The organism is Pseudomonas sp. NFPP25, from assembly GCF_900116505.1.
In the GTDB taxonomy this organism is placed as follows: domain Bacteria; phylum Pseudomonadota; class Gammaproteobacteria; order Pseudomonadales; family Pseudomonadaceae; genus Aquipseudomonas; species Aquipseudomonas protegens.
The window spans coordinates 39,376-64,353 of the sequence record NZ_FPBG01000002.1 but is presented as its reverse complement, the minus strand read 5'-3'; the positions used below and the strand labels follow the sequence as shown (position 1 = coordinate 64,353).

Genomic DNA, 24,978 nt, shown 5'->3' with positions numbered 1-24,978 from the left:
CCCGAGGGCTGGCCGTGAGGCTGGCCCTTTTTTGTGGGCGGTGAACGAGGGCTCTGTATGCAAGATTTTGCGGCGGTCTGTGTCTGATCCGGCCTTTGGATCTGCCCTAGCATCGTCCCTGTCCACCGAGGAACCGACGATGAACGAAATTGCAGCCGACCTTGATATCCCGGGCCTGAGCCCACGCCGCCTGACGCCCCAGGACCTTGAGCTGATCTGCCGCCATCGCCAGGCGATGTTTCTCGATGCGGGCAAGGATCTCTCCACCTTGCAAGTGATGACGGAGCACTTTCGCCCCTGGTTGCGTGAACGCCTGGAGGACGGCCGCTACTACGGCTTCGCCCTGATGGACGCCGAGCAGAGCGTGGCCAGCATCGGCCTGATGAGCATCGACTGGCCGCCCCCCCCTTCCCATCCGACCCAGGATCAACGCGGCTACGTGCTCAACGTCTACGTCGAACCGGCCTACCGGCGCCGCGGCCTGGCTTCGGCGCTGATGAAACTGGCAGAGGCCGAGTTCAGCCAGCGCGGGCTGGGCTTTGCCGTGCTGCATGCGACCGAGGCTGGCAAGCCGCTGTATCAGGGGCTGGGTTGGGCGGCGACCAGTGAGATGGCGAAAGTGCTGGTAGGTTGAGTGAGTGACTGAGTTTCAGGTGATGCAAAAGGTGACATCGGAGGCATGGATCACACACAAGAAAGCGAATGGGCTGACTGGAAATCAGGACTCCGCTCATTGGCGTTGCAACTCCACGTTCTTAATCTTTCAGGAGTCATCTCCTAGCACCCACCATTGCCGCCAGGTACGTCAAAGACGTAGAATCCTCCCGCATGCTGACGATCATAGAATCTCCGCTGTTTTCCAGACTCTGGCCCGATTACTGGTCCGAAGAAGAGCGTGGAGAATTCATGACATTTCTTGCCAACGACCCGGAGTCCGGCGTTGTCATCCCGGGTTCTGGTGGTTGCAGGAAAATTAGGTGGAGCGTTGAAGGACGTGGAAAAAGTGGCTCGGTGCGGGTCATCTATACCACCCAGCTCGCATGCGGAGCCCTGGTTACGCTGGTGATCTATGGCAAAGGCGCTACCGAAAACATTCCAGCAGCTGTTCTGCGCAGAATTGCGAAGGAGATGAATCATGCCCCTTACTGAAAAAGAACTATTGGAGCGCGATGCCAAGCGCAATGTCGGCCAGGAGCTTCTGGACGCGATCATCGATGTCAAAGCCGGCCGGCAGGGCCATACCCATAGCATTCCGATCACCAAGGCCGCCGAGGCGCGGGGTAAAACCGGGTTGTCGCAACCCAAGTTTGCCCAACTGCTCGGCGTCTCGGTAAGGACCCTTCAGGAGTGGGAGCAAGGTCGGCGCTCGCCTTCAGGAGCGGCCCGTTCATTGCTGCATATCGCGATGCTCAGGCCCGATGTATTTCGTGAGGTGCTGGCACAACCTCTGTAGCCGCTGCCGCAGGCTGCGACAAGGACCGAAGGGCCTTCGGCGCCTGGGAGATCGCTGCGACCGTTCCGGTCGTTCGCAGCCTGCGGCAGCGGCTACAGGGTTGGTTCACAAAATGTCGCAGTAATGCCGTTGCGACTCCCCCTACTCAAACCTATGGTTCGACCGTCGCTGCAAAATCAGCGAACAGGCTTGGCGGCCTGATAGAATCGAGGCGCAACAGCGCCCCACCCACATGCGGGCGCTTTTTTTGCGCCCGCATACCTGCGTTATGGCGGGTTGCGTGGGAGAACCTTCGGGTTCGCCGGTTCCTTGATTCCCGGTCCGCCAATCCTGCGCAATCCGCCACCCTGATCTGCTTGGCGGCAGACGGTGACGGTCCTTCGAATCAAGGAGTCGTGACCATGAACTGCTACTGCAATCTGTTTCTCCATTACCTCCAGTCCCAAAAAACCGGAGGTGCCCGATGACCACTCAATCGCCCCTGACCACCCTCGGTGAAATCCGCTTTTCCCAGTGCGGCGAACACCTGCATCCGCTGTTTCGGGTGAATGCCGACGTGCCGATCAACGACGCCCTGGAACACGCCTCGACCCTGTTGCATCTGGCAAAGCAATTCACCCTGGAAGCGGCCATGGAGCCCCGGTGCGACCGCTATGCTTGGGCGGCACACTACCTGGCAGAGATGGGCAAGGCACTGATGGACGACGTGCACGCCACGCTCTCTGCATGACCTGATCGTCCCTGAACCAACGTCGCCTGCGCGGGCAGATCCAGCGATCTGCCCGTACATCGCTTGACGCACTCAGCGACTTGTTTAAGTCCCAGGACGGGACTAGGGTCACGCCATGAGAATTATTGCAGTCAGTCAGTTGAAGGCCTTCTGGGCAAAGCACCCGGAAGCAGAACAGCCTCTGCTGGCCTGGGTCGATGAAGCAAGGAAAGCCGAGTGGTCCAACCCTGCGCAAATCAAGGACCAATATCGCAACGCGAGCATTCTCAAAAGCCGCAGGGTGGTCTTCAACATCAAGGGCAACGAGTATCGACTGATCGCTGTCGTGGCCTACCGCTTTGGTGCGCTGCACATCAAGTTCGTGGGCACTCACCAAGAGTACGACGCCATTGATGCCGACAGCGTAGACATGGAGCAACCCGCATGAACATCCGCCCCATCCACACCGACCAGGACTACCGCGCCGCACTGAAAAGCGTCTCGCCCCTGTTCGACAACGAACCGCAGCCCGGGACGCCTGAAGGCGATTACTTCGATGTGATGATCACCCTGATCCAGGCGTACGAGGCCAGGCAGTTTCCCCTGGACCTGCCCAACCCGATCGAGGCGATCAAGTTCCGCATGGAACAGTCCGGCTTGTCCGCCGCCGACCTGGCGCCCGCCATCGGCCGCACCAACCGCGTCTACGAAGTGCTCAACGGCAAGCGCGCGCTGACCCTGCCCATGATCTGGAAACTGCACCAGCTGTTCGGCATTCCCGCCGAAAGCCTGATCAAGCCGATCAAATCGTCCTGAGCCGTGCTGCCGGGCTTGAGCTTGCCCCTGGGTAAAGGCTCAGCATGCCCCGCAGCCCAACCACACCAAGGACGCTCCATGCTCACCATCGGACAAATGGCCCGCTGCCACGGCCTTACCACCAAGACCCTGCGCCATTACGACAGCATCGGCCTGTTCACCCCGGCCCTCACCGGCCGGGACAACGGCTACCGCTACTACAGCCCGGAACAGATCGTGACCCTGGGGCGCATCGCCTGGCTGCGGCAGTTGGGCATGTCCCTGGAAGACATCCGCACTCTGGCGGACCAGGGCGGCCTGGACAGCGTGCTGCACATGCAGCAGTCACTGCAGGCGCATGCCCGGCAGTTGCAAAGCGAGATCGCCCGCAGCCAGAAAGTACTGGGCCATCTGCAGCGCTACCTGGCCCAGCCGCAGCGCCAACTCCCAGCCGCGCAGACACCACAGAAGGTATTCCTGGCGTCGCAGCGGATCATCGGCATGGCCTGGCAGCAGGATGACCCGGGCACCATCGCCGAGCTCTGGCAACGTTTCGAACCTCGGGAACAGGAGATCCAGCGCCTGGCCGAGCCGGTGGGCACCTATGGCATCTGCCAGCCCCTGGAAGACGGCCAGTGGCGTTATGTGGCCGGCCTGCCGGTCGCCGCCGACGCGCCCCTGGTACCCGGCATGGTGGAGCTGGAAATCCCTGCCCGCCATTACGCGCGAGTCGAGCATCACGGCAGCGTGGCCACCCTGCCGGAAACCTTTCGCGCCGCCTACAGCGAGTGGTTGCCCGCCGCCGGGCTGATGCCCATCGACGCGGTGGAGTTCGAGTACACCGGCGAGCGCTTTCTGGGGCCCATGCACCCGGACAGCGTGGTGGAACTGTATATCCCGCTGAGCGCCTGAAACGCCCGGTGAAGGGGCCGACCAGCAGGCTACCGCTGGTCTGCCCCGGCCTATCCAGCGTTGTCTGTCAGCAAAAGTACCTCGGATACCGCTATGCTCTGCAGCCATTCCCAGGTTACCGAGCGAAGGCCCGATGAGTTTCCAGGCAGGTGTGTTGAACCAGATATCCGGCATCCGTCATGCGTTTTCGACCCTCGGCGCCGCCCTGCCGGCCAACCTGTTCTTCTGCTCGCAGATCCACAGCGGCGAGGTGGTGCAAGCCAGTACCACGCTGCCCAGCGGAATCATCCGCGGCGACGCGGTACTCACCCATTCCAGCCGGCCCATCGCAGTGGTCACCGCCGATTGCCTGCCGTTGCTGATCAGCAGCGAGGACGGTTCCTGGGTCGCGGCAGTGCACGGCGGCTGGAAAGGCCTGCATGGCGGGATCATCGCCAATGTGCTGCAACACTTCGCCAGCAAGGGCATCACCCCACAGCAATTGCGGGTGGCCATCGGCCCATCGATCAAACCCTGCTGCTATGAAGTCAGCGCCGATTTCATCGACACCCTGTCCGCCACTCAGGACCCGCTGTGGCCGGCCGCACAGGCCCCCTGGAGCCGTGAGCAACCGGCCCCGCTGCTGCCGCCGCAGATTCCGCCACCGCAACCGACCCAGGCCGATTCCCTGTGGTTCGACCTGAGCCGCTATGCCGTGCACTTGCTGCACGCCGCTGGAATCAGTGATGAACAGATCGAAATCAGCGAGCTGTGCACCTACTGCTCGACCCCGGCCCTGGCCAGTTATCGTCGACGCGGGCACCGGGGTGAAGCCAAGGCCTTCCAGTACTCGTGGATCGGCCGGACATGAACCTCGAGAGTGCACTACTCCCAACCTCCCTGAGCGACCTGGAAACCCTGGTCCAGATGCGCATCGCGGCGATGCGCGAAAGCCTTGAGCGCCTGGGGCGCTTCGATCCGCAGCGGGCCCGGGAGCGTTTTGCCGCAAGCTTCGCGGCCGAACGCTGCCACTTCATCCTCAGTGACGGACAGCCCGCAGGCTTTATCCAGAGCCAATCACACGGCGATCATCTGCGCCTGCAGCACCTGTACGTCCTACCGCAATTCCAAGGGCGGGGCCTCGGCGCCAAGGCCCTGGAGCAGCTTTTGGAACGCTCCGCCAACGAGCAGCTACCCATCCACCTGGATGCGTTGCGCGGCAGTGACTCGAATCGTTTTTATCGACGCCTGGGTTTTGTTCAGGTGGGTGAAAGTGAATGGGATATTCACTACGTTCGGCCGGCGGATCCACCCCAGGCCTGAACCCGGTTCCGGTTGGCCACCGAGCCCCTGCTGGTTCTTGGCCAGCAACCTGAGCTAACGTTGCCTCCCCCCTCAGGCCCAACCCAAGGAGTGCCCGTGTCTGACAACCTCTATGCCCCGCCCCAGGCGGATCTGGTCGCCCCCTCGCCCGAAGCGGCGCAACAGCCGTTCTATGTGGTGTCCAAGGCCAAGTTCCTGACCCTGTACATCCTCACCTTCGGTATCTACCAGGTGTACTGGGCCTACAAGAACTGGCATCAGTTCAGGCACGCCAGCGGCCAGGAGCTGTGGCCGGTGGCCCGGGCCTTCTTTGCCATCTTTTTCACCCACGCGCTGTACCGCGAAGCCGATGCACAGCTCAAGCGCGACGGCCGCAGCCATGACTGGCGGCCCGGTGAACTGGCAACCCTGTTTGTGGTGGGGGTGATCATCAACAACGTGGTGGACGCGCTGTCGCGCAAGAATATCGGCTACCCGGTGACCGACATTGCCAGCCTGGCGCTCCTGCCGGTACTGGCGTGGATCACCTGGCTCGGCCAGCGCGGCCTGAATGCCGCCGCGAAAGATCCCGAAGGCCGCAGCAACGCCCGTTTCACGCCGCTGAACTATGTGTTCATCGTGCTCGGGGCGGTGCTGCTGGCCCTGGCGTGCATCGGTGTGATGCTGCCGCCGGAGTGAGCCGAAGACTCAGGCGCTGACGTAGACCCAGGCCTGGATGCCCGAGGCCAGGGTCACGCTGACCCGCTTGTAGTCCGAGACTTCATAGCTGTCGGCCGCTGCCAGCTCCTCGGGGGTGATGCAGAACACGGTGCCGGGAATCGGCGCGCTGTCCGCCGCCCCCGGGCGCAGGATCGGGTGGTGGGTCTTGCCGCTGGCCGCCAGCACCTCGGGGTCGGTGATTTCCACCCAGCTCTGTTCGTAGCCAAGCATGGCATCCGCGCTGCCACTCAACTCACGGCCAAAGTTGGCGATCTGCACCGCCTTGTCTTGCAGGGTGCCGTAGGAAAAAAGATAAACCGATGCATCTGTTGCCGAACTCATTCGTCACGTCCTTAACCACGATGATCCGCTTCAGCGGTTGATTTTCAGCCCTTGCCGTTCAGCGTGACGCTCCAGCGCCAGCTCGATCAGGCGGCTCACCAGCTCGCTGTAGCTCATGCCGGTGGCCTGCCAAAGTTTGGGGTACATGCTGATCCGGGTGAACCCCGGCAGCGAGTTGATTTCGTTGATCAGCACTTCCCCCTCATCGGTGAGAAACACATCGACCCGAGCCAGCCCGGAGCAGCCCAGCACCTGGAATGCCTCGACAGCCAGGGCCCGAATGCGCTCGCTGTGCTCGATGCTGATGTCCGCCGGTACCAGCACCTGGGCCGCCTCCCCGTCGATGTACTTGCTGTCGTAGGAATAGAAACCGTTGCTGACCACGATCTCGCCGCAGCCACTGGCAATGGGCTGGTCGTTGCCCAGCACCGCGCATTCGATTTCCCGCCCACGCACGGCCGACTCCACCAGCACCTTGTGATCGAAGCCCAGGGCCAGTTCCACCGCGGCCTCGTATTCGGCCTCGTTGTCGACCTTGCTCACCCCCACCGATGAACCCTGGTTGGCCGGCTTGACGAACAGCGGCAGGCCGAGTGTTTCCCGGGCCCGGGCAAAACCGTAGCGAGCACGGGTGGCCCGGGTCAGGGTGATGAACGGGGTCACCGCCAGCCCGGCATCGCGCAGCAGGCGCTTGCTGATGTCCTTGTCCATGCACACCGCCGAGCCCAGCACGTCGGAGCCGACAAAGGGCAGGTCGGCCATGCGCAGCAGGCCCTGCAGACAACCGTCTTCGCCCAGGGTGCCGTGGACGATGGGGAAGATCACATCGACATGCCCCAGCAGTTCCTGGCTGGAGGTTTCCACCAGTTGCTGGCTGGCCTTGCCCGGCACCACCGCCAGTTCGCGATTGGACTGGTTGAGGGCGATCAGCGCCGGGTTTTCCTGGTTGATCAGGAAGTTCGAGGTGTCGTTGAGGTGCCAGTGCCCCTGTTTGTCGATGCCGATCAGCACCGGCTCGAAACGCGTGCGATCCAGGGCATCGACGATATTGCGCGCCGACTGCAGCGACACTTCGTGTTCGGCCGAACGGCCACCAAAAATAATCCCGACCCGCAACTTGCTCATGACTGCTTCCCGTTGAAAAAATGATTGCTGACGGTTCTTCAATTCAGCTGGGGCTGTAACGCAAATGGATCAGCGCCACTCGCTCCTGTTCCTTGTTCTTGCGCTCTTCGATGGCGAACGGCACAAAGCCCAGCTTCGGATAGAGCAGCAACCCCGCCACGTTGCTGTTGAAGCACGACAGCGTCACCTCACTGGCCTGGTGCTTGCTGTGGGCGATGTGGATCATCTGCCCGATCAATTGCGCCGCCAGGCCCGCGCCGCGCACCTCTGGGTCGACGATGACATTGCCGATGGTACAGGTGCCGCCCTTGGCCCAGCGGTAGAAGTTGGCAAAACCCACTACCTGCCCGTCACGCTCGATCACCGTCGAGTCGCTGCGCTGGGCGATGGAGTCGCGCAACTGCTCGTGGGTCAGCGGCCAGGTGGCGGCGGGAAAGAAGAAATACAGCTCCTGGGGATTGCCCACGAAACTGCAGATCCGCGGAATGTCCGCCTCTGCCACCGGGCGAAAAACAACAGCCATGTTCGGTCTCCTGATACGGGGACGGGTCGTCCTTGTTGGGGGCGGATACTGGCCGGCGCAAGGCACCGGCCGTTCAGCGATTGGCCAGCAGATGCCCGCCGAACAGCACATAGCAACCACCGGCCAGGCGGTCCAGCCAGCGCCGGGCCCGGGCATAGAACCCGGCCACCCGGCTGCTGGCGAAAAACAGCGCCACGCAGCAGTACCAGGACAGCGACAGGCCGGCCATGGTCAGCACCGCCAGCCCCAGTAGCAGAGGTGGCGGGGAGGCCGGCATCGAAGTGGCAAAAATGGTGGCCACGAACAGCGCCGACTTGGGGTTGGTCATGTTGCCGAGAAAGCCCAGCCGGTAGGCCGAGAACAGGCTGCGCGCAGCATGGCTCGCGCCATCGGTGGTCGGGGTCTCCAGGGCCGGCTTGCGCTTGAACTGCTTGAGCCCCAGGTAGATCAGGTAACAGCCACCGGCAACCTTGAACAACACGAACAGCGCCGGCGCCGCGCTGAACAGCGATTTGATGCCCAAGCCTCCCGCCAGCCCCCAGAGCACGGTGCCGCTGGCCACCCCCAGGGCGGCGAACAGGCCATGGCGCCGCGAACAGCCCGCCGCCAGTTGTGCAGTGGTGAAAAAGTTCGGCCCGGGGGTGATCACCGCCACGCTCCAGAGCAGGGCCAGCGACAACAACGGAGCGAGGTAAACCAGGTGCGAGGTGTACATGGGAACAGATGGCCATGAAGAGGGTCCGGGGGAACGACGCTACTCCACTCGCGCCTGCCCAGGCAACCGCCGATTGGCCTCGCAACCCGGCTCAGGCAACAAGCCATCGTGCAGCGCCGGAACCCTCCTGCAAGCCGCCCGTCTTCGGGCAGAACCGCTACGGCGTAGAACCGAGGGGCAAGACAGCCAGCGCGCCCCTGAGTTAACGTACGGCCCTTGGTTTCATCCATCAGGACCGTTCCATGGCCAAACCCGCAGCTGTCACCGACTGGGTTCACCGCGCGCCGCCCGCCCGGGGCCTGGAGCGCATCGAGGCGTATTTCGCCGGCCATGGCTATGACATGCACCGCCATGACACCTACGCCATCGGCCGCACCCTGCACGGGGTGCAGAGCTTCCAGTACCGCGGCGGCTGGCGCCACAGCCTGCCCGGCGCCACCATGGTCCTGCACCCCGACGAAGCCCACGACGGCGAGGCCGGCACCCACGACGGCTTTCACTACCGCATGCTGTATGTCGAGCCGGCGCTGATCCAGCAGATCCTCGGCGGCCAGCCGCTGCCCTTCATTACTGGCGGCCTGTCCAACGACCCGCGGCTGTTTGCCGCCACCGAGGCCCTGCTGCGTGGGGTCGACAGCCCCCTGGACCCGCTGGAACAGGAAGACGCCCTGTTCGACCTGGCCCATGCCCTGAACAGCGTCTCCGGGGTCGCCCAATCACGGCAACGTTTCGACTATGTGGCGGCCGAGCGGGCCCGGGAATACATCCACAGTGCCCTGGACCGCACCCTGACCCTGGAGGAACTGGCGGCCCACAGCGGGCGCGACCGCTGGAGCCTGTCCCGGGATTTTCGCCTGCTGTTCGGCACCAGCCCCTACCGCTACCTGAGCATGCGCCGCCTGGACCTGGTCCGCGCGCTGCTGGTGCAGGGCCAGAGCCTGGCCAACGCCGCACTGATCGCCGGCTTCACCGACCAGAGCCACATGACCCGGCAGTTTCGCCAGACCTACGGCCTGCCACCGGCGCGCTGGCTGAAGATGCTCGGCCGCTGAGGCCACACACGATCGTTCAAGAAGCCCTAGCCCCTGGCTGTTTACCCTCAGCGCTCATTCATCACTGAGGTGGACCACACCATGCAAAACCCTGCCCCGCAAGACGCCTACCAGAGCATCAACTTCGCCAGCAAACTCGGCCTGTTCAGCGAACACTGGACCCCCAAGGTGATTGCCGAGATGAACGACTACCAGTTCAAGATCTCCAAGTTGCAGGGCGAATTCGTCTGGCACTCCCACGCCGACACCGATGAAACCTTCATCGTGCTCGACGGCCAGTTGTACATCGACTTCCGTGACGGCCGGGTGGCCATCGGCAGTGGCGAGATGTTCGTGGTGCCCAAGGGCGTCGAGCACAAACCCTGGGCCGAGCAGGAGGTCAAACTGCTGCTGATCGAACCCAAGGGCGTGCTCAACACCGGCGATCAAGGTGGCGAACGCACCGCCCAGAACGACGTCTGGATCTGATCCTCACCGCTGAACCTGCGAGACGGAAAAAGGAATTTCTGCCTCTTGAACACAGTCAGACACAGCAACACGTCATCGATCGACTACCCTTGGCCGACCAATGGTGCGTCAAAAACTGTACGTCAGTGCAAAAAGCACAGGTAGAGTGACGCTCTTATTTTTCTGTGCGATGGCTCTAGTGCAGGGACTACGGCCTGGTCCCAGCTTTCGATGACGCCCATGGCGCGTCCATTACCTGTTGCGACCCCTGACCCCTGAATGCCCAAACCGCACCAAGACACCACCGCCCCCACCCTGCTTCAAGACCTGCGCGCCGGCACCGCGACCTTGCACGTGGCCCTGGAAAAGCGCCTGCCGTTCTTCTCCGAGCACCTCGATGCGGCCTGGTACCGGCGCCTGATCCAGGCCTATTTCGGCTTCTATCAGCCCCTGGAGGCGGCCCTGCATGACAGCGGCCTGATCCCTGCCGGCTACGACCCGGAGCAGCGCCGCAAGACCCCGGCCCTGGCCGGCGACCTGCAGGCCCTGGGCCTGGCCCCGGAGCGCATCGACGCCCTGCCCCGCTGCGACCATCTGCCCGCACTGGCCAGCCCCGGCGCGTGCCTGGGCGCCCTCTATGTACTGGAGGGTGCGACCCTGGGCGGGCAGATCCTGCGCCGGGAAATGGCCCAGCGCCTGGACCTGCACGGGGATAACGGCGGGGCTTTCCTCGACGTGTATGGCGCCGCCACCGGGCGGCGCTGGAAAGATTTTCTCGACTACCTGGGGCGCATGCCCGAGGACGCGAGCGCACGACAACAAGTGGTCCGCGCCGCGCAATCCACATTTGCCTGTTTCGAGCACTGGCTCGACAGCCGCGAGGTGCTGCTATGACCCCACAAGACGCCCAAGCCTTCGAACAACTGCTGGCCAACTGCGCCGATGAGCCAATCCGCTCCCCCGGGGCGATCCAGCCCCATGGCGTGCTGCTGACGCTGTCGGAGCCGGAGCTGCGCATCCAGCAGATCAGCGCCAACGTCGAGGCCCTGCTGGGCCAGCCTGCCGCGCAGGTCCTCGGCCAGCCCCTGGAGCAACTGCTGGGAGACACCGACGGCCAGCGCATCCGCGAGGTGCTGCAACTGCCGCAGTTGTCCGATGCGCCACCGCTGCACCTGGCCGTCAATGGCGCGCGCTTCGAAGGCTTGCTGCATCGCCACCAGGGAGTGCTGATGCTGGAACTGGAAATCCAGCTCGAACACCTGCAGCCCCAGCACCTGAAAGAGCAGACCGAGAACCTGGGGCGCCTGCTGCGGCGCTTGCAGACGGCCAAGACCCTGAATGAGCTCTACGCCATCAGCGTCAGCGAAATCCAGGCGATGACCGGCTACGACCGGGTGCTGATCTACCGCTTCGAAGAGGAAGGCCACGGCCAGGTGATCGCCGAAGCCACCCGCCCCACCATGGAAGTGTTCAATGGCCTGTTCTTCCCGGCCTCGGACATTCCCCAGCAAGCCCGCGAGCTGTACCGCAGCAACTGGCTGCGGATCATCCCCAACGCCGACTACCAGCCGGTGCCCCTGCTGCCGGCACTGCGCCCGGACACTCAGCAGGCCCTGGACCTGAGCTTCGCCACCCTGCGCAGCGTGTCGCCGATCCACTGCCAGTACATGAAGAACATGGGCGTGCTGTCCTCCATGAGCATTTCCCTGCTCAAGGGCGACCAGCTCTGGGGCCTGATCAGTTGCGGCAACCGCCAGCCGCTGCTGGTGCCCCACGAGCTGCGCATTGCCTGCCAGACCATCGGCCAGGTGCTGTCGTTGCAGATCAGCGCAATGGAAGCCCTGGATATCAGCCGCCAGCGGGAAGAGAAAGTCACCGCCCTGGCCAGCCTCGACCAGGCCATGCGCGACACCCCCGACAGCGTCTTCGACGGCCTGACCCAGGTGCCGCAACTGCTGCTGGACCTGACCCAGGCCGGTGGCGTGGCAATCATCGAAGACAAGCAACTGCACTGCTTCGGCAACTGCCCGCCCCAGGACGAAATCCGCGCCCTGCACCGCTGGCTGCAAGGCACCGGGCAGGCGGTGTTCGCCAGCCATCACCTGGCCAGCGTCTACCCGCCGGCGGCGAGTTATCAACAGGTGGCCAGCGGGGTCCTGGCCATGACCCTGCCCAAGCCTGTGGATAACGGCGTGCTGTGGTTCCGCCCGGAAGTGAAGGAAAACATCAACTGGAGCGGCAACCCGCAAAAGCCCCTGGACCTGGAAAACTCCGACGCCGGCCTGCGCCTGCGGCCGCGTACCTCGTTCGAGATCTGGAAAGTGGAGATGGCCGGGATCGCCACCAAGTGGAGCCACGGCGACCGCTTCGCCGCCAATGACCTGCGCCGCTCGGCCCTGGAGCACGACCTGGCGCGCCAGGTGCTGCGCGAGCAACAGGCCGTGCGCGCCCGGGACGAACTGGTGGCGGTGGTGTCCCACGACCTGCGCAACCCGATGACCGTGATCTCCATGCTCTGCGGCATGATGCAGAAGGCCTTCAGTTCCGATGGCCCGCATACCTCACGGCGCATTTCATCGGCCATCGACACCATGCAGCAGGCCGCCAGCCGCATGAACAATCTCCTGGAAGACCTGCTGGACACCTCCAAGATCGAGGCCGGGCGCTACAGCATCGCCCCGCAGCCGCTGGACGTCAGCCAGATGTTCGAAGAGGCCTATTCATTGCTGGCGCCACTGGCCCTGGACAAGGCCATCGACATCAGCTTCCACGCCGAACCGGACCTCAGGATCAACGCCGACCCCGAGCGCCTGTTCCAGGTGCTGTCGAACCTGGTGGGCAACGCCATCAAGTTCACCCCCAAACAGGGCAAGGTCGGGGTGGTGGCGATGTCCGACGGCGAGCAGATCGTGTTCAGCGTGCGCGACTCCGGGGAGGGCATTCCCACCGACCAGTTGCCATTCATTTTCGACCGCTACTGGACCATGAAGGAAGGCAACCCCAACGGCACCGGCCTGGGGCTGTACATCACCCAGGGCATCATCCACGCCCACGGCGGCAAGATCGAAGCCCACAGCGAAGTGGGCAAGGGCAGCGAGTTCCGCTTCAGCGTTCCGCGCGCCAGCCTCTGACCCATAGCCCGGGGCTGACCATTGAGCCCCGGGCGCTCATTCAGCCGCCTGGGCCACCAGCCAGTCGCGAAACAACTGGCCGCTGGCGGACAGGCGCTTGTGCCGCGGATGCACCAGAAAATCCGCCTGCCCGGTGCGGAACGCCCACTCGCCAACCCGCAGCAACTCACCCTGGGCCACCAACTGGCTGGCCATGAAATCCCAGCCCAGCCCCACGCCCATGCCCTGCTGCACCGCGCTGAACATCAGGGTCAGCTGGTTGAACCCCAGGGCCCCCGGTGGCGCGCTGTAGTCCAGCCCGAAATGATGGAACCAGTCCCGCCAGTCGATGCAGTTCCACTCCGAGGCGTCCAGCTGGATCAACGGCAGTTCGGCCAGTTGCGCCAGCTCCTTGACCACAGGCAGCTCCAGGCGCCGGCTGACGATGGGGTAGACCATCTCGGCGAACAGCGATACCGCCGCCAGGGACGACCAGTGCCCCGCACCATAGAGAATGCCGAAGTCATGCTCGGCCACGCTGGACTCGTCCATGTCGTTGTTGGCATGGATGCTCACGGTGATGTCCGGGTGCTGCTTGTTGAATGCCAGCAGGCGCGGGAACAGCCAGAACTGCGCCACCGCGTGGGTGCATTGCACGGTGATGGTATTGGCGTCGCGCCCGGCCCGCAGGCGGCTGACGCTGCGCAGCAGGGCTTCGAGCTGGGTGCTGACCTCGACGAACAGCGAGGCGCCGCTGGCGGTGAGCTTCACCCCCCGGGCCTGGCGCTCGAACAGTTCGGTCTTGAGCGACAGCTCCAGGGCACGGATCTGCTTGCTCACCGCGCTCTGGGTCAGGCACAGCTCGGTGGCCGCACGGGTGAAGCTGGCGTTGCGGCCCACCGCCTCGAAGGTGACCAGGGTTTCCAGCGGCGGCAGATGACGGGCGAAGCGGCTCACAAGGCATTCCCCAGGAGAATAGGTAGGTGCCTATATATCCTTTGTCCATCCGGTCAGCAATGACTAGCCTGCGCAGCTTGATGACTAGGTACGAGTGTTTGCATGAAACGTGGAGTTGCTTATGCCGCCCTGGCCGGTGCGGTCTGGGGCCTGGCGATTGTGGTGCCCAGCCTGCTGCCTGAGTTCAGCCCGTTGCTGCTCAGTTGCGCGCGCTTCAGCCTCTACGGTGCATTCTCCCTGCTCCTGGCTGCGCCTCAGGCCCGGGAGCTGCTGCAACGCCTGACCTGGGGCGATGCCGTACTGTTGGTGAAGCTGGCGCTGACCGGCAACCTGATCTATTTCATGCTCCTGGCCAGCGCCATCCAGTGGGCCGGCGTAGCCAGCACCGCCCTGATCGTCGGCTTGCTGCCGCTGACCATCACCCTGGCCGGCCGCGGCGATGCCGATGCCGTGCCCCTGCGCCGGCTGCGCTGGCCGTTGTTGCTGGTGTTCGCCGGCATCTGCTGCATCAACCTCGACACCCTGCTCACCGCCCACAGCGATTCGGTGGAACTGGGCCAGCGCGCCCTGGGCCTGCTCTGCGCCTTCGGCGCCTTGCTGTGCTGGACCTGGTTTGCCACCGACAACGCCCGCTACCTCAAAGGCAGCCGTTTCAACAGCAGCCAGTGGTCGACCCTGTGGGGCATTACCACTGGGCTGATGAGCGCCCTGGTCTGGCTGCTGGCGGACGGGTTCTCATTGCCCGGCACCCGGGCCGAGGCCAGCGAGCAGCGCTGGATGCTGTTCTGGGGCCTGAGCCTGTCCAGCGCGGTGCTCGGCTCCTGGTTCGGCAATCGCATGTGGAATGCCTCGACCCGGCGCCTGCCGCTGACCCTGAGCGGCCAGTTGATCGTGTTCGAGACCCTGTTCGCCCTGCTCTATGGCTTCATCTGCCTGCAGCACCTGCCCAGCCTGCTGCAAAGCAGCGCCGCCCTGTTGCTCCTGGCCGGGGTCCTGTGGGCAGTGCGCCGCCACCTGCCACAGGCCCATGGCTGACGCCCTCAGCCCTGGGCCACGGAACAGGCCGGCAAGGCCACTCCAGCCCGGGGCAGGCGCAGCGCCAGCAAGGCCCCGAACAGCGCCAGCAGGGCACTGGCGGCGGTAGCCATCTCGATGCCATAGGCCTGATTACCGCCGGCGCTCAAGGTGTTGGCCAGGGACACCAGCAGCGCCAGCCCCAGGGCGCCGCCGATCTGCTGGCTGGTGGAAGCCACGCCCGCAGCCACCCCTTGCTCGGACGCCGCGATACCCTGCCCGGCCGAGACCCACATCGAGGTCCAGGTCATGCCCTGGCCGATGCTCATGATCACGATCCCCGGCAGCAGGCCGACAAAGCCGCTACTGCCCGGCAGGGCCAGGTACATCAGGCCGATGCCCAGCGCCCCGAGCAGCAAGCCGCTGACCAGGGTCGCCCGCAAGCCTACGCGCAGCAGGGCCCGCTCCGCGACCCAGATCCCGGCCGTGCACAGCAGGGTCGAGGGCAGGAACGCCAGTCCGCTCTGCAACACACTGAACTGATAGACCTGCTGGAAATACAGGCTGAGGAAGTAGTACTGCACGCCGAAGCTGCTCATGAACAGCGCGGTAATCACCATGGCCATACGCAGTTGTGGATAACCCAGCAGGCGCAGGGGCATCAGCGGGTCGGCGCTACGCTGTTCAAGGCGCACGAACAACCCGAGCAGGGCCAGGGACAACGCCAGGCAGCCCAGGGTCGCCGGGGCGCTCCAGCCCCACTCCGGGCCCTGGACGATGGAAAACACCAGCAGGGTGCCACCCAGGGTCACGGTCAGCGCGCCGCGCAAGTCGAACTGACGGCCGCGCTGGCGCGCAGGGTCGGCGGGTATCCAGTGCCGGGCCAGCAACGCACAGGCCCCAGCCAGGGGCACGTTGACCAGGAACACCGCCTCCCAGCCCCAGTACTGGGTCAGCACCCCGCCCAGCAGCGCCCCCAGGGCCAGCCCCGCCGCCGAGGCTGCGCTCCACACCGCAAAGGCCCGGTTGCGCGCCGGCCCCTCGGCGTACCAGGTGTTGATCAGGGCCAGGGTCGCGGGGAACAGCATTGCCCCGCCCACGCCCTGCACCGCCCGGGCCAGCACCAGCAGCAGCGCGCTGCCGCCCAGGCCGCCGGCCAGCGAGGCCAGGGCGTACAAGGACTGGCCGACGATGTAGAAACGCCGCTTGCCCAGGAGGTCCGCCGCCCGTCCGCCCAGCAGCAGGAAACCACCGAAGGCCACGCTGTAGGCACTGACCACCCATTGCAACTGCTGGGCGGAGAAGCCCAGGTGGCTGCCGATTTCCGGCAGGGCGACAAACACGATGGTGGCGTCCAGGGCGATGATCAATTGCGCGGTGGCCAGCAGTAACAGCATCCAGCCCGACGGCTTGGCTAACGGGGTCGCGGACATCGCGAAGATCCTTGTGTGGAAATAACCGGCGGCCAGTGTCATCGATGCCGTTTAAATGATAAACAAGCCATTATCTCTTTCAGTAATGACTTTAATCATGGATCTTAACGCCCTTCGCCTGCTGGTCCGGGTTGCCGAAACCCGCAGTTTCACCCGTGCCGCCGGTGACCTGGGGCTGACCCAGTCCGGCCTGTCCCGAGCCATTTCCCGCCTGGAACAGCAGCTCGGGGTCCGCCTGCTGCAACGCAACACCCGCAGTGTCAGCCTGACCCCGGACGGCCAGGTGCTGGTCGAGCGCGCCACGCCCCTGCTGGCGGAACTGGCCCATGCCGAACACCTGCTGCTGGACCGACGCGAATCCCCCAGTGGAATGTTGAAGATCAGTACCCCGTCACTGTTCGGGCGCAAGGTGGTGATGCCGGTGATCGGCGAGCTGACGGCCCAGCACCCGGGGCTGAGCATCGAAGCAGTGATGACCGACCGGGTGGTGGACATCATCGATGAAGGTTTCGACGCGGTGGTGCGCACCGGGGTGATCCAGGACCAGCGCCTCATTGCCCGGCCCCTGGCGCCCCTGCGCTGGGTCACGGTGGCGGCGCCAGGCTACCTGGAGCGCCATGGCACGCCTCGGCACCTGGCCGACCTGCAGCAGCACAACTGCCTCGCCGTGCGTAACCTGCGCAGCGGCCGGCTGGTGGACTGGCAGTTCATGGACCAGGGCAAGCCCCTGGACCTGGCCGTCCAGGGCCGGCTGATCTTCGATATCGGCGATGCCCTGGTGGACGCGGTGCTCGGCGGCTTCGGCATTGCCCAGTTGATGGAGTTCGCGGTACGCGAAGCCCTGGACACCGGCCGGCTGGTGCCGGTTCTGCAGGAGCATGCCGGGCGCAGCCGCGAGCTGTCGCTGGTGTATCCGCCCTCGCGCCAGTGCTCGCCGAAGCTCACCGCTTTTGCCGAGGCCCTGGTTCGGTTGAGCTGGTAGCCGCCTTCAACCGGGCTGGGCGCTGTCGCTCTCCAGGTCCCGGGTCACGCTCAGCAGCAGCGGCTGGGCGATCCTCAGGTAGTCCTGGGTATCGAGCACCATGGAGGCATCCAGGCGCCCGGCGTTGAAGGCGATCTCGCTATAGCGGGAGGTCAGTTGCGGGTCGACGATCAGCCGGATGCGCGGATCGAAACTCAGCGGAGCAATGGCGCCGATCACGCAACCAGTCAGCTCCCTGGCCAGCTCCGGCGATACCAGTTGCGCCTTCTTGCCCCCCAGGGCCGCGCCGACCTTTTTCATGTCCAGCTTCTGGTCGCCGCTGAGAATCACCAGCCCATACACCTCGTCTGTGCCCTTGAGGCTGCAGAGCATGGCCTTGGCCCCCTGCCCAGGTTCGGTGCCGCGGATCTCGGCAACCCGCGCCGACTGCCCTTCGGCCGGGTGAAAAATCACCCGATAGCGCGCCTGGTGGCTGTCCAGCAGGCTCACCAGTCGTTGGAAAACTGCATGCATGTTCTGTCCTTGGAAAAGTCGCCAGGGGGTTGATTCAAGCATCCGTCGCCACGCCTGACCAGTGGCGGCTACAAGCGCACCCGCTGCGCCAGGAAGTCGATGAACACCCGCACCCGCGACGGCACGTGGCCGCCCTGGCCGACATACAGCGCATAAAAACTTTCCAGCGGCGCCTGGTTGAAGGCTTCCAGTACCGGTACCAGCCTGCCGCTGGCCAGGTCATCGGCGATGGTGAAGGCCGCCAGTTGCGCCAGCCCGGCACCGTGTAGCGCCAGATGGCGCAAGGCTTCGCCGTCGCTGGCCTGCACCCGGCCATTGGGCTGCAGCAGTTGGCTCTCGCCCGCCGCGCCCAGGCGCCAGCCCGGCACGGCCCGGGCGTAGTCGAAACCAAGCAGGTGGTGCGCGGCCAGATCCTCCGGGGTCTGCGGTACGCCACAGCGAGCCAGGTAGGCCGGGGAGCCAACGACAACGCCGCGGGTTTCCCCGAGCTTGCGGGCAATCAACTGCGAATCCGCCAGCGGCCCGGTGCGGATCGCCACATCGGTCTGTTCTCCCAAGAGGTCTACCAGGGCATCGCTGTGCACCAGGTCCAGGGCCACCTGCGGATACAGCTGGAGAAACTCCGCCACCAGGGGCGCCAGCACATGCAGGCCAAAGGAGGCGCTGGTGTTGACCCGCACCCGGCCCACCGGAGCCCGGGCGCTGCTGGCCTCACCCTCCACTTCTCGCAGGTCTGCCAGCAGGCGCACGCTGTTTTCATAGAAGCCGCGGCCTTCCGCGGTCAGTTGCAACTGGCGGGTGGAGCGGTTGAGCAAGCGTACGCCCAGGCGTGCTTCAAGCCGCGCCAGCAGCTTGCTCACCGAGGAAGGCGTCACCTGCCTCAACCGCGCAGCGGCCGACAAGCCGCCACACTCCACCACCGCGACAAAGGTTTCCATCTCGGCAAACCGGTTGATCTCGCTGCCCGCCATATGAATTCAACTCACAGATGCTGTTCCGGCCGGCAGTCTATTTCACTCAAAGACCCGACTCTATGCTGGCGATCCCTTTATTCGAGGTATCCCCGATGAGCGTTTCAACTTCCCCGGACCGTCACTTGCTGGTGATCGGCGGCTATGGCGTGGTCGGCACCGCAGTGGTCGAGCTGATGCACCGTACCCCGGGCTGGCAACTGACCACCGCCGCCCGTCGCCGCCCACCGACCAGCCTGCTGGACGGCAGCCCGGCACCGGCGCACATCAGCGCCGACCTGCTGGACGCCGCCGGCACCGCCCGCGCCTTTGCCGGACTGGGCAGCGTCACCGACCTGGTGTTCTGCGCCTACAGCGAGCGGGAAAGCATGGCCGCCACAGTGGCGCCGAACCTGGCGATGCTGGAGCACAGCCTCAAGGCCCTGCGCCAGGCCGGAGCCAGGTTGCGCCAGGTGGTGCTGATCGGTGGCGGCAAATCCTACGGTGAACACCTGGGGCCCTATAAGACGCCAGCCAAGGAAAGCGACCCGCGCTTCATGGGGCCGATCTTCTACAACGATCAGGAAGACCTGTTGTGGCATGAAGCCGAACGCGAGGGTTTTGCCTGGACGGTATTGCGTCCGGACGGGGTCATGGGCCCCAGCCTCAACTCACCGATGAACATCCTCACCGGCATCGCCAGCTTCGCCGCCATCAGCCAGGCACTGAACCTGCCACTGCGTTTTCCCGGCAGCCTGCAGGCCTGGTCGGCGCTGCACCAGGCCACCGATTCCCGGGTGCTGGCCCAGGCCGTGCTCTGGGCCCTGACTTCACCGAATGCACAGCAGCAGGTCTTCAACGTGACCAATGGCGATCACTTTCGCTGGCAGCACCTGTGGCCACAGATCGCCGGGTTCTTCGGCCTTGCCAGCGCCGCGCCGCAACCGATGAACCTGGGGGTGCAGATGGCCGACAAGGCGCCGCTGTGGGCGCGCATTGTCCAGGAGCAGCAACTGCGCCCCACGCCCTGGGAGCAGATCGCCGCCTGGCCCTTCGTCGATGGCTGGCTCAATACCGGCTACGACATGGTGCAAAGCACCATCAAGATCCGCCAGGCCGGCTTTACCGGTTGCATCGACAGCCACCAGAGCGTGCTCGAACAGTTGCAGCGGCTGCGTGATTACCGGCTGATTCCCTGACTCAGGGCTCGCCGACCAGGGGCAGTTGCCGACCGTCAACGGCGTCACCGATGGTCAGGAAATGCCCGCCCGCAACATGGTGCAGGGTACGCAGCCGGTCGTGCCCGTCGAAGTGCCAGCGCCCTTCGCTGAACACCCGGGCATCGGCCTGGGCGGCAATCACTTCGCCAAGGAACAGGTCGTACTGCTGGTGGTTGTGGGGCTCGGGCAGCAGCCGGCATTCCAGCCAGGCCACGCAACCTTCCAGCAGCGGCGCCGCCAGTTGCTCGCCGGCAAAGGCCTGCAGACCGTAGGCGGCGAACTTGTCGCTACCGCCCTGGCTCAGCTCCAGCCCGGAGCTGTTGCCCAGGCTCTGCACGATATCCACCTGGGCCACGCAAGGCACATTGAGCACGAAGGTGCCCGAGGCCTCCAGCAGTTGTCGGGTCCAGGTGGACTTGTCGAGCACCACGGCGACTTTCGGCGGCTCGAAATCCAGGGGCATGGCCCAGGCCGCGGCCATGATGTTGCGCTGCCCGCCATGGGCTGCGCTGACCAGCACCGTTGGGCCGTGGTTGAGCAAGCGGTACGCCTTGTCCAGCGGTACCGGGCGACGAAGATCGGACATGACTGGCTCCTGAAAAAAACTGCGATTGTAGCCCCATCGCGGCCGCCGGCAGGCAAGGTCATTGGCCGGATTTTCTGGATAATCCGTCCAGCCGCCGACGGCTTATCAACAGCGGTGCAGACACTAGACTCAGCCTTCACCCCAATTGTTGAAGGACCCGCGCCATGACCGATCACTCCCTGAACAACAAAGTCGTGCTGATCGCCGGTGGCGTGAAGAACCTCGGCGGCCTGATTGCCCGCGACCTGGCCAGCCACGGTGCCCGGGCGGTGGCCGTGCACTACAACAGCAACGCCAGCCGGGCCGACGCCGAGGCCACGGTGGCGGCACTCAAGGCCCTGGGTGTGGAGGCCCAGGCGTGGCAGGCCGACCTCACCCGCGCCAGTGCCGTGGAGCAGCTGTTCAACGAGGCCAAGGCGCGCTTCGGCAAGATCGACATCGCCATCAACACCGTGGGCAAGGTGCTGAAGAAACCCATCATTGAAATCAGCGAGGACGAGTACGACCAGATGTTCGCGGTCAATGCCAAGAGCGCCTTCTTCTTTATCAAGGAAGCCGGCAAGCACCTGGAGGACAACGGCAAGCTGGTGACCCTGGTGACTTCGCTGCTGGGGGCCTTCACTCCGTTCTATGCCGCCTATGGCGGCTCCAAGGCGCCGGTGGAACACTTCACCCGGGCCGCGGCCAAGGAGTTCGGTGCCCGCGGCATTTCAGTGACTGCCGTCGGCCCCGGGCCCATGGATACCCCATTCTTCTACCCGGCCGAAGGCGCCGACGCCGTGGCGTACCACAAGAGCGCCGCAGCCCTGTCGCCTTCGAGCAAGACCGGGCTCACCGATATCGAGGACGTGGTGCCCTTCATTCGCCACCTGGTCACCGAAGGCTGGTGGATCACTGGCCAGACCTTACTGATCAACGGCGGCTACACCACCAAGTAATCCTGGCGCCCAAGGGGTAAATTGGCCTGCCGAGCCGCAGCATCGATCGCCTCGGCCGATGCTGCGATCCACTGCCGTCAGGCGCCCCCGAACCAGGATCGTTCAAACGATGGATAAGCTTGAGCAATACCGCGTGTTCATCCAGGTGGCCGACATGGGTAGCTTCATCAAGGCTGCCCATGCCCTGGAACTGCCACGGGCCACCGTCTCTTCCGCCGTGCAGCAACTGGAAACCGGCCTCGGCACCCGACTGCTGCACCGCACCACCCGTCACGTGCAGTTGACCGCCGACGGCGCCATTCTGCTGGAACGGGCGCGGCGCCTGCTGGCAGACGCCGCCGAACTCAACCAGTTGTTCCACCACCGCCAGATAGACGTCAGCGGGCGCTTGAACATCGATGTGCCCAGCCGCATCGCCCGGCGCCTGATCGTCCCCGCCCTGCCCCGATGGCTGGCGCAATACCCCGGCCTGCAACTGGCCCTGGGCGCCAGCGATCGCAGCATCGACCTGGTCCAGGAAGGCATCGACTGCGCGATCCGCGTCGGCAGCCTGGCCGACAGCAGCCTGGTCGCCCGCCCCCTGGGGCAACTGGCGCTGATCAACTGCGCCAGCCCCGCCTACCTGGCCGAACAGGGCGAGCCCCACACCCCCCAGGACCTGCAGAACGGCCAGTGGATGGTCGGTTATGCCTCCCCGGACACCGGCCGCGAGCAGCCCTGGGAATACCTGCTGGAAGGTCGCGAGCACCTGCTGGGGCTGCCCAGCCGGGTGATCGTCAACAACGTCGAGAACTACATCGCCTGCTGCCGGCAGGGGCTGGGGCTGATCCAGGTGCCACGCTTCGACGTGCAGCACCTGCTGGACCGTGGCGAGCTGGTGCAGGTGCTCCGTGAACTGCCGGTGGCGCCCATGGATATCTGCGCGCTATACCCCGACCGGCGCCATCGCTCGCGCCGCCTCAACGTGTTCATCGAATGGTTCGCCGAGCTGATCAAACCGCACCTGGAGGCTTGCTGAACACCCGCGGATCGTGAGAAGAAAGCGCCTTCACGGATTGAGGCACTGGCACCATGACCCACCTGCACATCAGCGCTCCCCACCTCGACGACCTGGATGACCTGCTGGCCTTCGAAGGGGAAAACCGAGCGTTCTTCGAAGCCTCGATCAACGCCCGGCCTGCCACCTACTACTCCCGCGAAGGGGTCGCCGAAGCCATAAACCAGGCGTGCGAGGATGCCGAGGCAGACCGCGGCTATCAGTTCCTGATCCGCGACAACGCTGTGCTGGTGGGGCGCGTCAACCTGCACCGGGTGCAGCGCCCCTACTTCAATTGCGCGGAACTGGGCTACCGGGTCGGCGCCCGCTTCAACGGCCGCGGCATTGCCCGCACTGCGGTGCAGCAGGTGCTGCTGCGCGCCTTCGGCGAACTGCAACTGAGCCGCATCGAAGCCAATGCGCGGCCGCAGAACACCGGTTCGGTGCGGGTGCTGGAAGCCTGCGGCTTCTCTTGCTACGGCCATTCGCGGCGCAGCTTCCTGTTGCACGGCGAGTGGTTCGACCGCTTGCACTACGAGTGCCATGGGCCTGCGCCACGCTAGCAACCCGGGCGTGCGCCCCCAAGACGCACGCCCACGCCCTCAGGCCGACAGCTGGTTGGCGAACTGGCCGACCGCGCTGACCACTTTCTGCGCACCGTCCTGAATCTCGACGATGACCGTGCCGGCCTCCGCTGCCAGGGTCAGGCCCTGTTCCGCCTGCTGCCGGCCCTCGGCCATCAGCTCCACCGCCGAGCGGGCCATGTCCTGGTTCTGGCGCACCACGCCGACGATCTCGTCGGTGGCATTGCTGGTGCGCGAGGCCAGTTGCCGGACCTCATCGGCGACCACCGCAAAACCCCGCCCCTGTTCACCGGCCCGGGCCGCTTCGATGGCCGCATTGAGGGCCAGCAGGTTGGTCTGTTCGGCAATCCCGCTGATGGTCTTGACGATGCTCGCTATCACCAGGGACTGCTCGTTCAGGGCTTCGATGCCGTCCCCGGCCTGCTGCATGCAGGTAGCCAGGTCACGCATCACGTCCAGGGTCTCGGTGACCACCGCCGAGCCGCGCTGGGCGCTGGTGTCGGTCTGTCGGGAGATGCTGTAGGCGATGTCCGCCGCCTCGGCCACCCGTTGCTCCTGGTTCACCTGATCGGTGATCAGGATGGCGAACTTCACCACCTTGTAGAGCTGGCCACTGGCGTCCAGCACCGGGTTGTAGGAAGCGTCGAGCCACACCACCCGGCCCTGGCTGTCGATGCGCTTGAACCGCTGGGCGATGTATTCGCCGGCGTTCAACCGTGCCCAGAACTCCTGGTAGCCGGGTCCCTCGTATTCCTGCGGTTCACAGAACAGGCGGTGGTTCTGGCCCTGGACCTCATCCAGCCGGTAGCCCATGCAGGCGAGAAACCGCGAGTTGGCCGTCAGCACCCGGCCTTGCAGGTCGAACTCGATCACCGCAGAGGAGCGCAGCAGCGCCGCCATCAGGTTTTCATGCTCGCAGGCACTTTCCACCGAAGCGCTCTGGTCGGTGCAGATCAGGTTGTAATGATCGAGCCGCCCGGCGCCATCGCGGATCGGCTGCACGCAGACCTGCAGCCAGGCCTCGCGGCCGCCTCCGCGTTGCAGGCGCAATTGGCCGGTGTAGCTTTCGTTGCGCCCCAGGGCCGCCTTGAATTCGCGATACAACGGCACAGCCTGCGGGTGGCGCGAGATGATGCTCTCCAGGGCCACGCCGGCCAGTGGCTGGCCATCGAGTTCCAGGGCCTGGATGAAGTTCTGGTTGGCCCGGCGGATGGCCCCCTCGCCATCGAGTTCGAGATTGAGCACCTGGCTTTCCAGGCAGGCCTTGAATTGCTGCAGAGCGTTCAGCTCGTCGCTCAGGGTGGCAAGTTGCTGCTTCAAACGTTTGTTGAACATGGATACACCGACAGACTAGGAGTGGATACAACAACCCCTAGCCATCGGCGCAGTTTGGGCTTTCTCCAAGCCTCGCAGCGCTTTCCAGATACTTCCTACAAGCCTCTAGGAAATTTCTTGGTTTTTCTTGGGCGCAGCCGTCGCCCGGGGCCCTATCGGTCATGCCCGAGTGTTTCAGCGTGGGAAATGAATGGCGCCAAGGGCGCCGGGGCTGGCCGATGCCGCCCTGAAATCCACAGTGCCCCG

30 protein-coding genes are annotated in these 24,978 nt (G+C 64.8%); 20 read left to right on the top strand and 10 right to left on the bottom strand.

Translation table 11 applies throughout. The features are described from left to right. Window positions 1-139: 139 nt before the first annotated feature. From BM382_RS07210 to BM382_RS07165, 10 genes are all read left to right on the top strand, one after another. Window positions 140-634 carry a GNAT family N-acetyltransferase gene (locus tag BM382_RS07210; protein ID WP_072442487.1) on the top strand — a complete coding sequence of 165 codons (495 nt, stop codon included), beginning with the start codon at window positions 140-142 and terminating at the stop codon, window positions 632-634. 194 nt (window positions 635-828) lie between these two features. Next, window positions 829-1,149 carry a transcriptional regulator gene (locus tag BM382_RS07205; protein ID WP_170866316.1) on the top strand — a complete coding sequence of 107 codons (321 nt, stop codon included), beginning with the start codon at window positions 829-831 and terminating at the stop codon, window positions 1,147-1,149. Beyond that, complete coding sequence (locus BM382_RS07200; protein WP_072442485.1) at window positions 1,136-1,453, top strand: helix-turn-helix domain-containing protein; 318 nt, start codon at window positions 1,136-1,138, stop codon at window positions 1,451-1,453. The genes BM382_RS07205 and BM382_RS07200 overlap by 14 nt, the downstream gene beginning before the upstream one ends. Window positions 1,454-1,916: 463 nt before the next feature. Continuing rightward, window positions 1,917-2,183 carry a DUF3077 domain-containing protein gene (locus BM382_RS07195; RefSeq protein WP_072442483.1) on the top strand — a complete coding sequence of 89 codons (267 nt, stop codon included), beginning with the start codon at window positions 1,917-1,919 and terminating at the stop codon, window positions 2,181-2,183. A 115-nt stretch (window positions 2,184-2,298) separates the two neighbouring features. Beyond that, window positions 2,299-2,610, top strand: coding sequence for a type II toxin-antitoxin system HigB family toxin (locus BM382_RS07190; RefSeq protein ID WP_019093548.1), 312 nt, complete (start codon window positions 2,299-2,301; stop codon window positions 2,608-2,610). Next, window positions 2,607-2,978 (top strand): helix-turn-helix domain-containing protein, encoded by a 372-nt coding sequence (locus BM382_RS07185; protein WP_011063430.1) that lies wholly within the window; start codon window positions 2,607-2,609, stop codon window positions 2,976-2,978. Before BM382_RS07190 ends, BM382_RS07185 begins: the two co-directional genes overlap by 4 nt. A gap of 78 nt (window positions 2,979-3,056) precedes the next feature. Continuing rightward, window positions 3,057-3,869, top strand: coding sequence for a MerR family transcriptional regulator (locus BM382_RS07180; RefSeq protein WP_019093549.1), 813 nt, complete (start codon window positions 3,057-3,059; stop codon window positions 3,867-3,869). A 133-nt stretch (window positions 3,870-4,002) separates the two neighbouring features. Further along, complete coding sequence (locus BM382_RS07175; RefSeq protein WP_015637009.1) at window positions 4,003-4,719, top strand: purine nucleoside phosphorylase YfiH/LACC1 family protein; 717 nt, start codon at window positions 4,003-4,005, stop codon at window positions 4,717-4,719. Beyond that, on the top strand, window positions 4,716-5,171 hold the full coding sequence (locus BM382_RS07170) for a GNAT family N-acetyltransferase (RefSeq protein WP_015637010.1): 456 nt from the start codon (window positions 4,716-4,718) through the stop codon (window positions 5,169-5,171). The genes BM382_RS07175 and BM382_RS07170 overlap by 4 nt, the downstream gene beginning before the upstream one ends. A gap of 96 nt (window positions 5,172-5,267) precedes the next feature. Further along, entirely contained in the window at window positions 5,268-5,849 is a 582-nt protein-coding gene (locus tag BM382_RS07165; protein WP_011063434.1) for a membrane protein, read from the top strand. 9 nt (window positions 5,850-5,858) lie between these two features. Here BM382_RS07165 and BM382_RS07160 read toward each other — a convergent pair whose 3' ends face one another. The 4 genes from BM382_RS07160 to BM382_RS07145 all read right to left on the bottom strand — a co-directional run bounded on the left by BM382_RS07160 (window position 5,859) and on the right by BM382_RS07145 (window position 8,575). Further along, window positions 5,859-6,212 carry a gamma-glutamylcyclotransferase family protein gene (locus BM382_RS07160; RefSeq protein WP_011063435.1) on the bottom strand — a complete coding sequence of 118 codons (354 nt, stop codon included), beginning with the start codon at window positions 6,210-6,212 and terminating at the stop codon, window positions 5,859-5,861. Window positions 6,213-6,242: 30 nt separating this feature from the next. Then, window positions 6,243-7,337 (bottom strand): D-alanine--D-alanine ligase, encoded by a 1,095-nt coding sequence (ddlA, locus tag BM382_RS07155; RefSeq protein WP_011063436.1) that lies wholly within the window; start codon window positions 7,335-7,337, stop codon window positions 6,243-6,245. A gap of 43 nt (window positions 7,338-7,380) precedes the next feature. Further along, the gene (locus BM382_RS07150; RefSeq protein WP_011063437.1) at window positions 7,381-7,860 is read right to left on the bottom strand and encodes a GNAT family N-acetyltransferase; all 480 of its coding nucleotides are present in this window, start codon (window positions 7,858-7,860) and stop codon (window positions 7,381-7,383) included. A gap of 73 nt (window positions 7,861-7,933) precedes the next feature. Beyond that, complete coding sequence (locus BM382_RS07145; RefSeq protein WP_011063438.1) at window positions 7,934-8,575, bottom strand: LysE family translocator; 642 nt, start codon at window positions 8,573-8,575, stop codon at window positions 7,934-7,936. A 242-nt stretch (window positions 8,576-8,817) separates the two neighbouring features. Between BM382_RS07145 and BM382_RS07140 the strand changes: the two genes are divergently transcribed. From BM382_RS07140 to BM382_RS07125, 4 genes are all read left to right on the top strand, one after another. Continuing rightward, on the top strand, window positions 8,818-9,627 hold the full coding sequence (locus BM382_RS07140) for an AraC family transcriptional regulator (RefSeq protein WP_011063439.1): 810 nt from the start codon (window positions 8,818-8,820) through the stop codon (window positions 9,625-9,627). A gap of 81 nt (window positions 9,628-9,708) precedes the next feature. Then, on the top strand, window positions 9,709-10,095 hold the full coding sequence (locus tag BM382_RS07135; protein ID WP_011063440.1) for a cupin domain-containing protein: 387 nt from the start codon (window positions 9,709-9,711) through the stop codon (window positions 10,093-10,095). 258 nt (window positions 10,096-10,353) lie between these two features. Beyond that, window positions 10,354-10,968: a biliverdin-producing heme oxygenase gene (locus BM382_RS07130; RefSeq protein ID WP_019093552.1), complete on the top strand. Its 615-nt coding sequence runs from the start codon at window positions 10,354-10,356 to the stop codon at window positions 10,966-10,968. After that, complete coding sequence (locus BM382_RS07125; RefSeq protein WP_072442480.1) at window positions 10,965-13,205, top strand: ATP-binding protein; 2,241 nt, start codon at window positions 10,965-10,967, stop codon at window positions 13,203-13,205. Before BM382_RS07130 ends, BM382_RS07125 begins: the two co-directional genes overlap by 4 nt. Before the next feature lie 36 nt (window positions 13,206-13,241). On the opposite strand, the gene BM382_RS07120 is transcribed toward BM382_RS07125, so the two are convergent. After that, complete coding sequence (locus BM382_RS07120; protein WP_011063443.1) at window positions 13,242-14,141, bottom strand: LysR substrate-binding domain-containing protein; 900 nt, start codon at window positions 14,139-14,141, stop codon at window positions 13,242-13,244. A gap of 102 nt (window positions 14,142-14,243) precedes the next feature. Here BM382_RS07120 and BM382_RS07115 point away from each other — a divergent pair, with 102 nt between their 5' ends. Next, window positions 14,244-15,176, top strand: a complete 933-nt coding sequence (locus BM382_RS07115; protein WP_011063444.1) for a DMT family transporter — start codon at window positions 14,244-14,246, stop codon at window positions 15,174-15,176. Between the two features lie 5 nt (window positions 15,177-15,181). Here BM382_RS07115 and BM382_RS07110 read toward each other — a convergent pair whose 3' ends face one another. Then, window positions 15,182-16,588, bottom strand: a complete 1,407-nt coding sequence (locus BM382_RS07110) for an MFS transporter (protein ID WP_015637015.1) — start codon at window positions 16,586-16,588, stop codon at window positions 15,182-15,184. Window positions 16,589-16,685: 97 nt separating this feature from the next. Here BM382_RS07110 and BM382_RS07105 point away from each other — a divergent pair, with 97 nt between their 5' ends. Beyond that, window positions 16,686-17,570 (top strand): LysR family transcriptional regulator, encoded by an 885-nt coding sequence (locus tag BM382_RS07105; RefSeq protein WP_072442478.1) that lies wholly within the window; start codon window positions 16,686-16,688, stop codon window positions 17,568-17,570. 6 nt (window positions 17,571-17,576) lie between these two features. Here BM382_RS07105 and BM382_RS07100 read toward each other — a convergent pair whose 3' ends face one another. Together BM382_RS07100 and BM382_RS07095 are read right to left on the bottom strand one after the other, a co-directional pair. After that, a complete protein-coding gene (locus BM382_RS07100; protein WP_019093556.1) occupies window positions 17,577-18,083 on the bottom strand; it encodes a YbaK/prolyl-tRNA synthetase associated domain-containing protein in 507 nt (168 codons plus the stop codon). Window positions 18,084-18,151: 68 nt separating this feature from the next. After that, complete coding sequence (locus BM382_RS07095) at window positions 18,152-19,054, bottom strand: LysR family transcriptional regulator (RefSeq protein ID WP_041119880.1); 903 nt, start codon at window positions 19,052-19,054, stop codon at window positions 18,152-18,154. 95 nt (window positions 19,055-19,149) lie between these two features. On the opposite strand from BM382_RS07095, the gene BM382_RS07090 reads away from it, so the two are divergent. Then, on the top strand, window positions 19,150-20,232 hold the full coding sequence (locus tag BM382_RS07090; RefSeq protein WP_072442932.1) for an SDR family oxidoreductase: 1,083 nt from the start codon (window positions 19,150-19,152) through the stop codon (window positions 20,230-20,232). Between the two features lies 1 nt (window position 20,233). Here BM382_RS07090 and BM382_RS07085 read toward each other — a convergent pair whose 3' ends face one another. Then, a complete protein-coding gene (locus BM382_RS07085; RefSeq protein ID WP_011063450.1) occupies window positions 20,234-20,839 on the bottom strand; it encodes a flavin reductase family protein in 606 nt (201 codons plus the stop codon). A gap of 164 nt (window positions 20,840-21,003) precedes the next feature. Here BM382_RS07085 and BM382_RS07080 point away from each other — a divergent pair, with 164 nt between their 5' ends. The 3 genes from BM382_RS07080 (at window position 21,004) to BM382_RS07070 (ending at window position 23,376) form a co-directional block, all read left to right on the top strand. Further along, a complete protein-coding gene (locus BM382_RS07080) occupies window positions 21,004-21,777 on the top strand; it encodes an SDR family oxidoreductase (RefSeq protein ID WP_015637019.1) in 774 nt (257 codons plus the stop codon). 109 nt (window positions 21,778-21,886) lie between these two features. Further along, a complete protein-coding gene (locus BM382_RS07075) occupies window positions 21,887-22,795 on the top strand; it encodes a LysR family transcriptional regulator (RefSeq protein WP_019093558.1) in 909 nt (302 codons plus the stop codon). Between the two features lie 53 nt (window positions 22,796-22,848). Beyond that, entirely contained in the window at window positions 22,849-23,376 is a 528-nt protein-coding gene (locus BM382_RS07070) for a GNAT family N-acetyltransferase (RefSeq protein WP_015637021.1), read from the top strand. A gap of 39 nt (window positions 23,377-23,415) precedes the next feature. On the opposite strand, the gene BM382_RS07065 is transcribed toward BM382_RS07070, so the two are convergent. Beyond that, complete coding sequence (locus BM382_RS07065) at window positions 23,416-24,732, bottom strand: methyl-accepting chemotaxis protein (protein ID WP_011063454.1); 1,317 nt, start codon at window positions 24,730-24,732, stop codon at window positions 23,416-23,418. Between the last annotated feature and the right edge of the window lie 246 nt (window positions 24,733-24,978).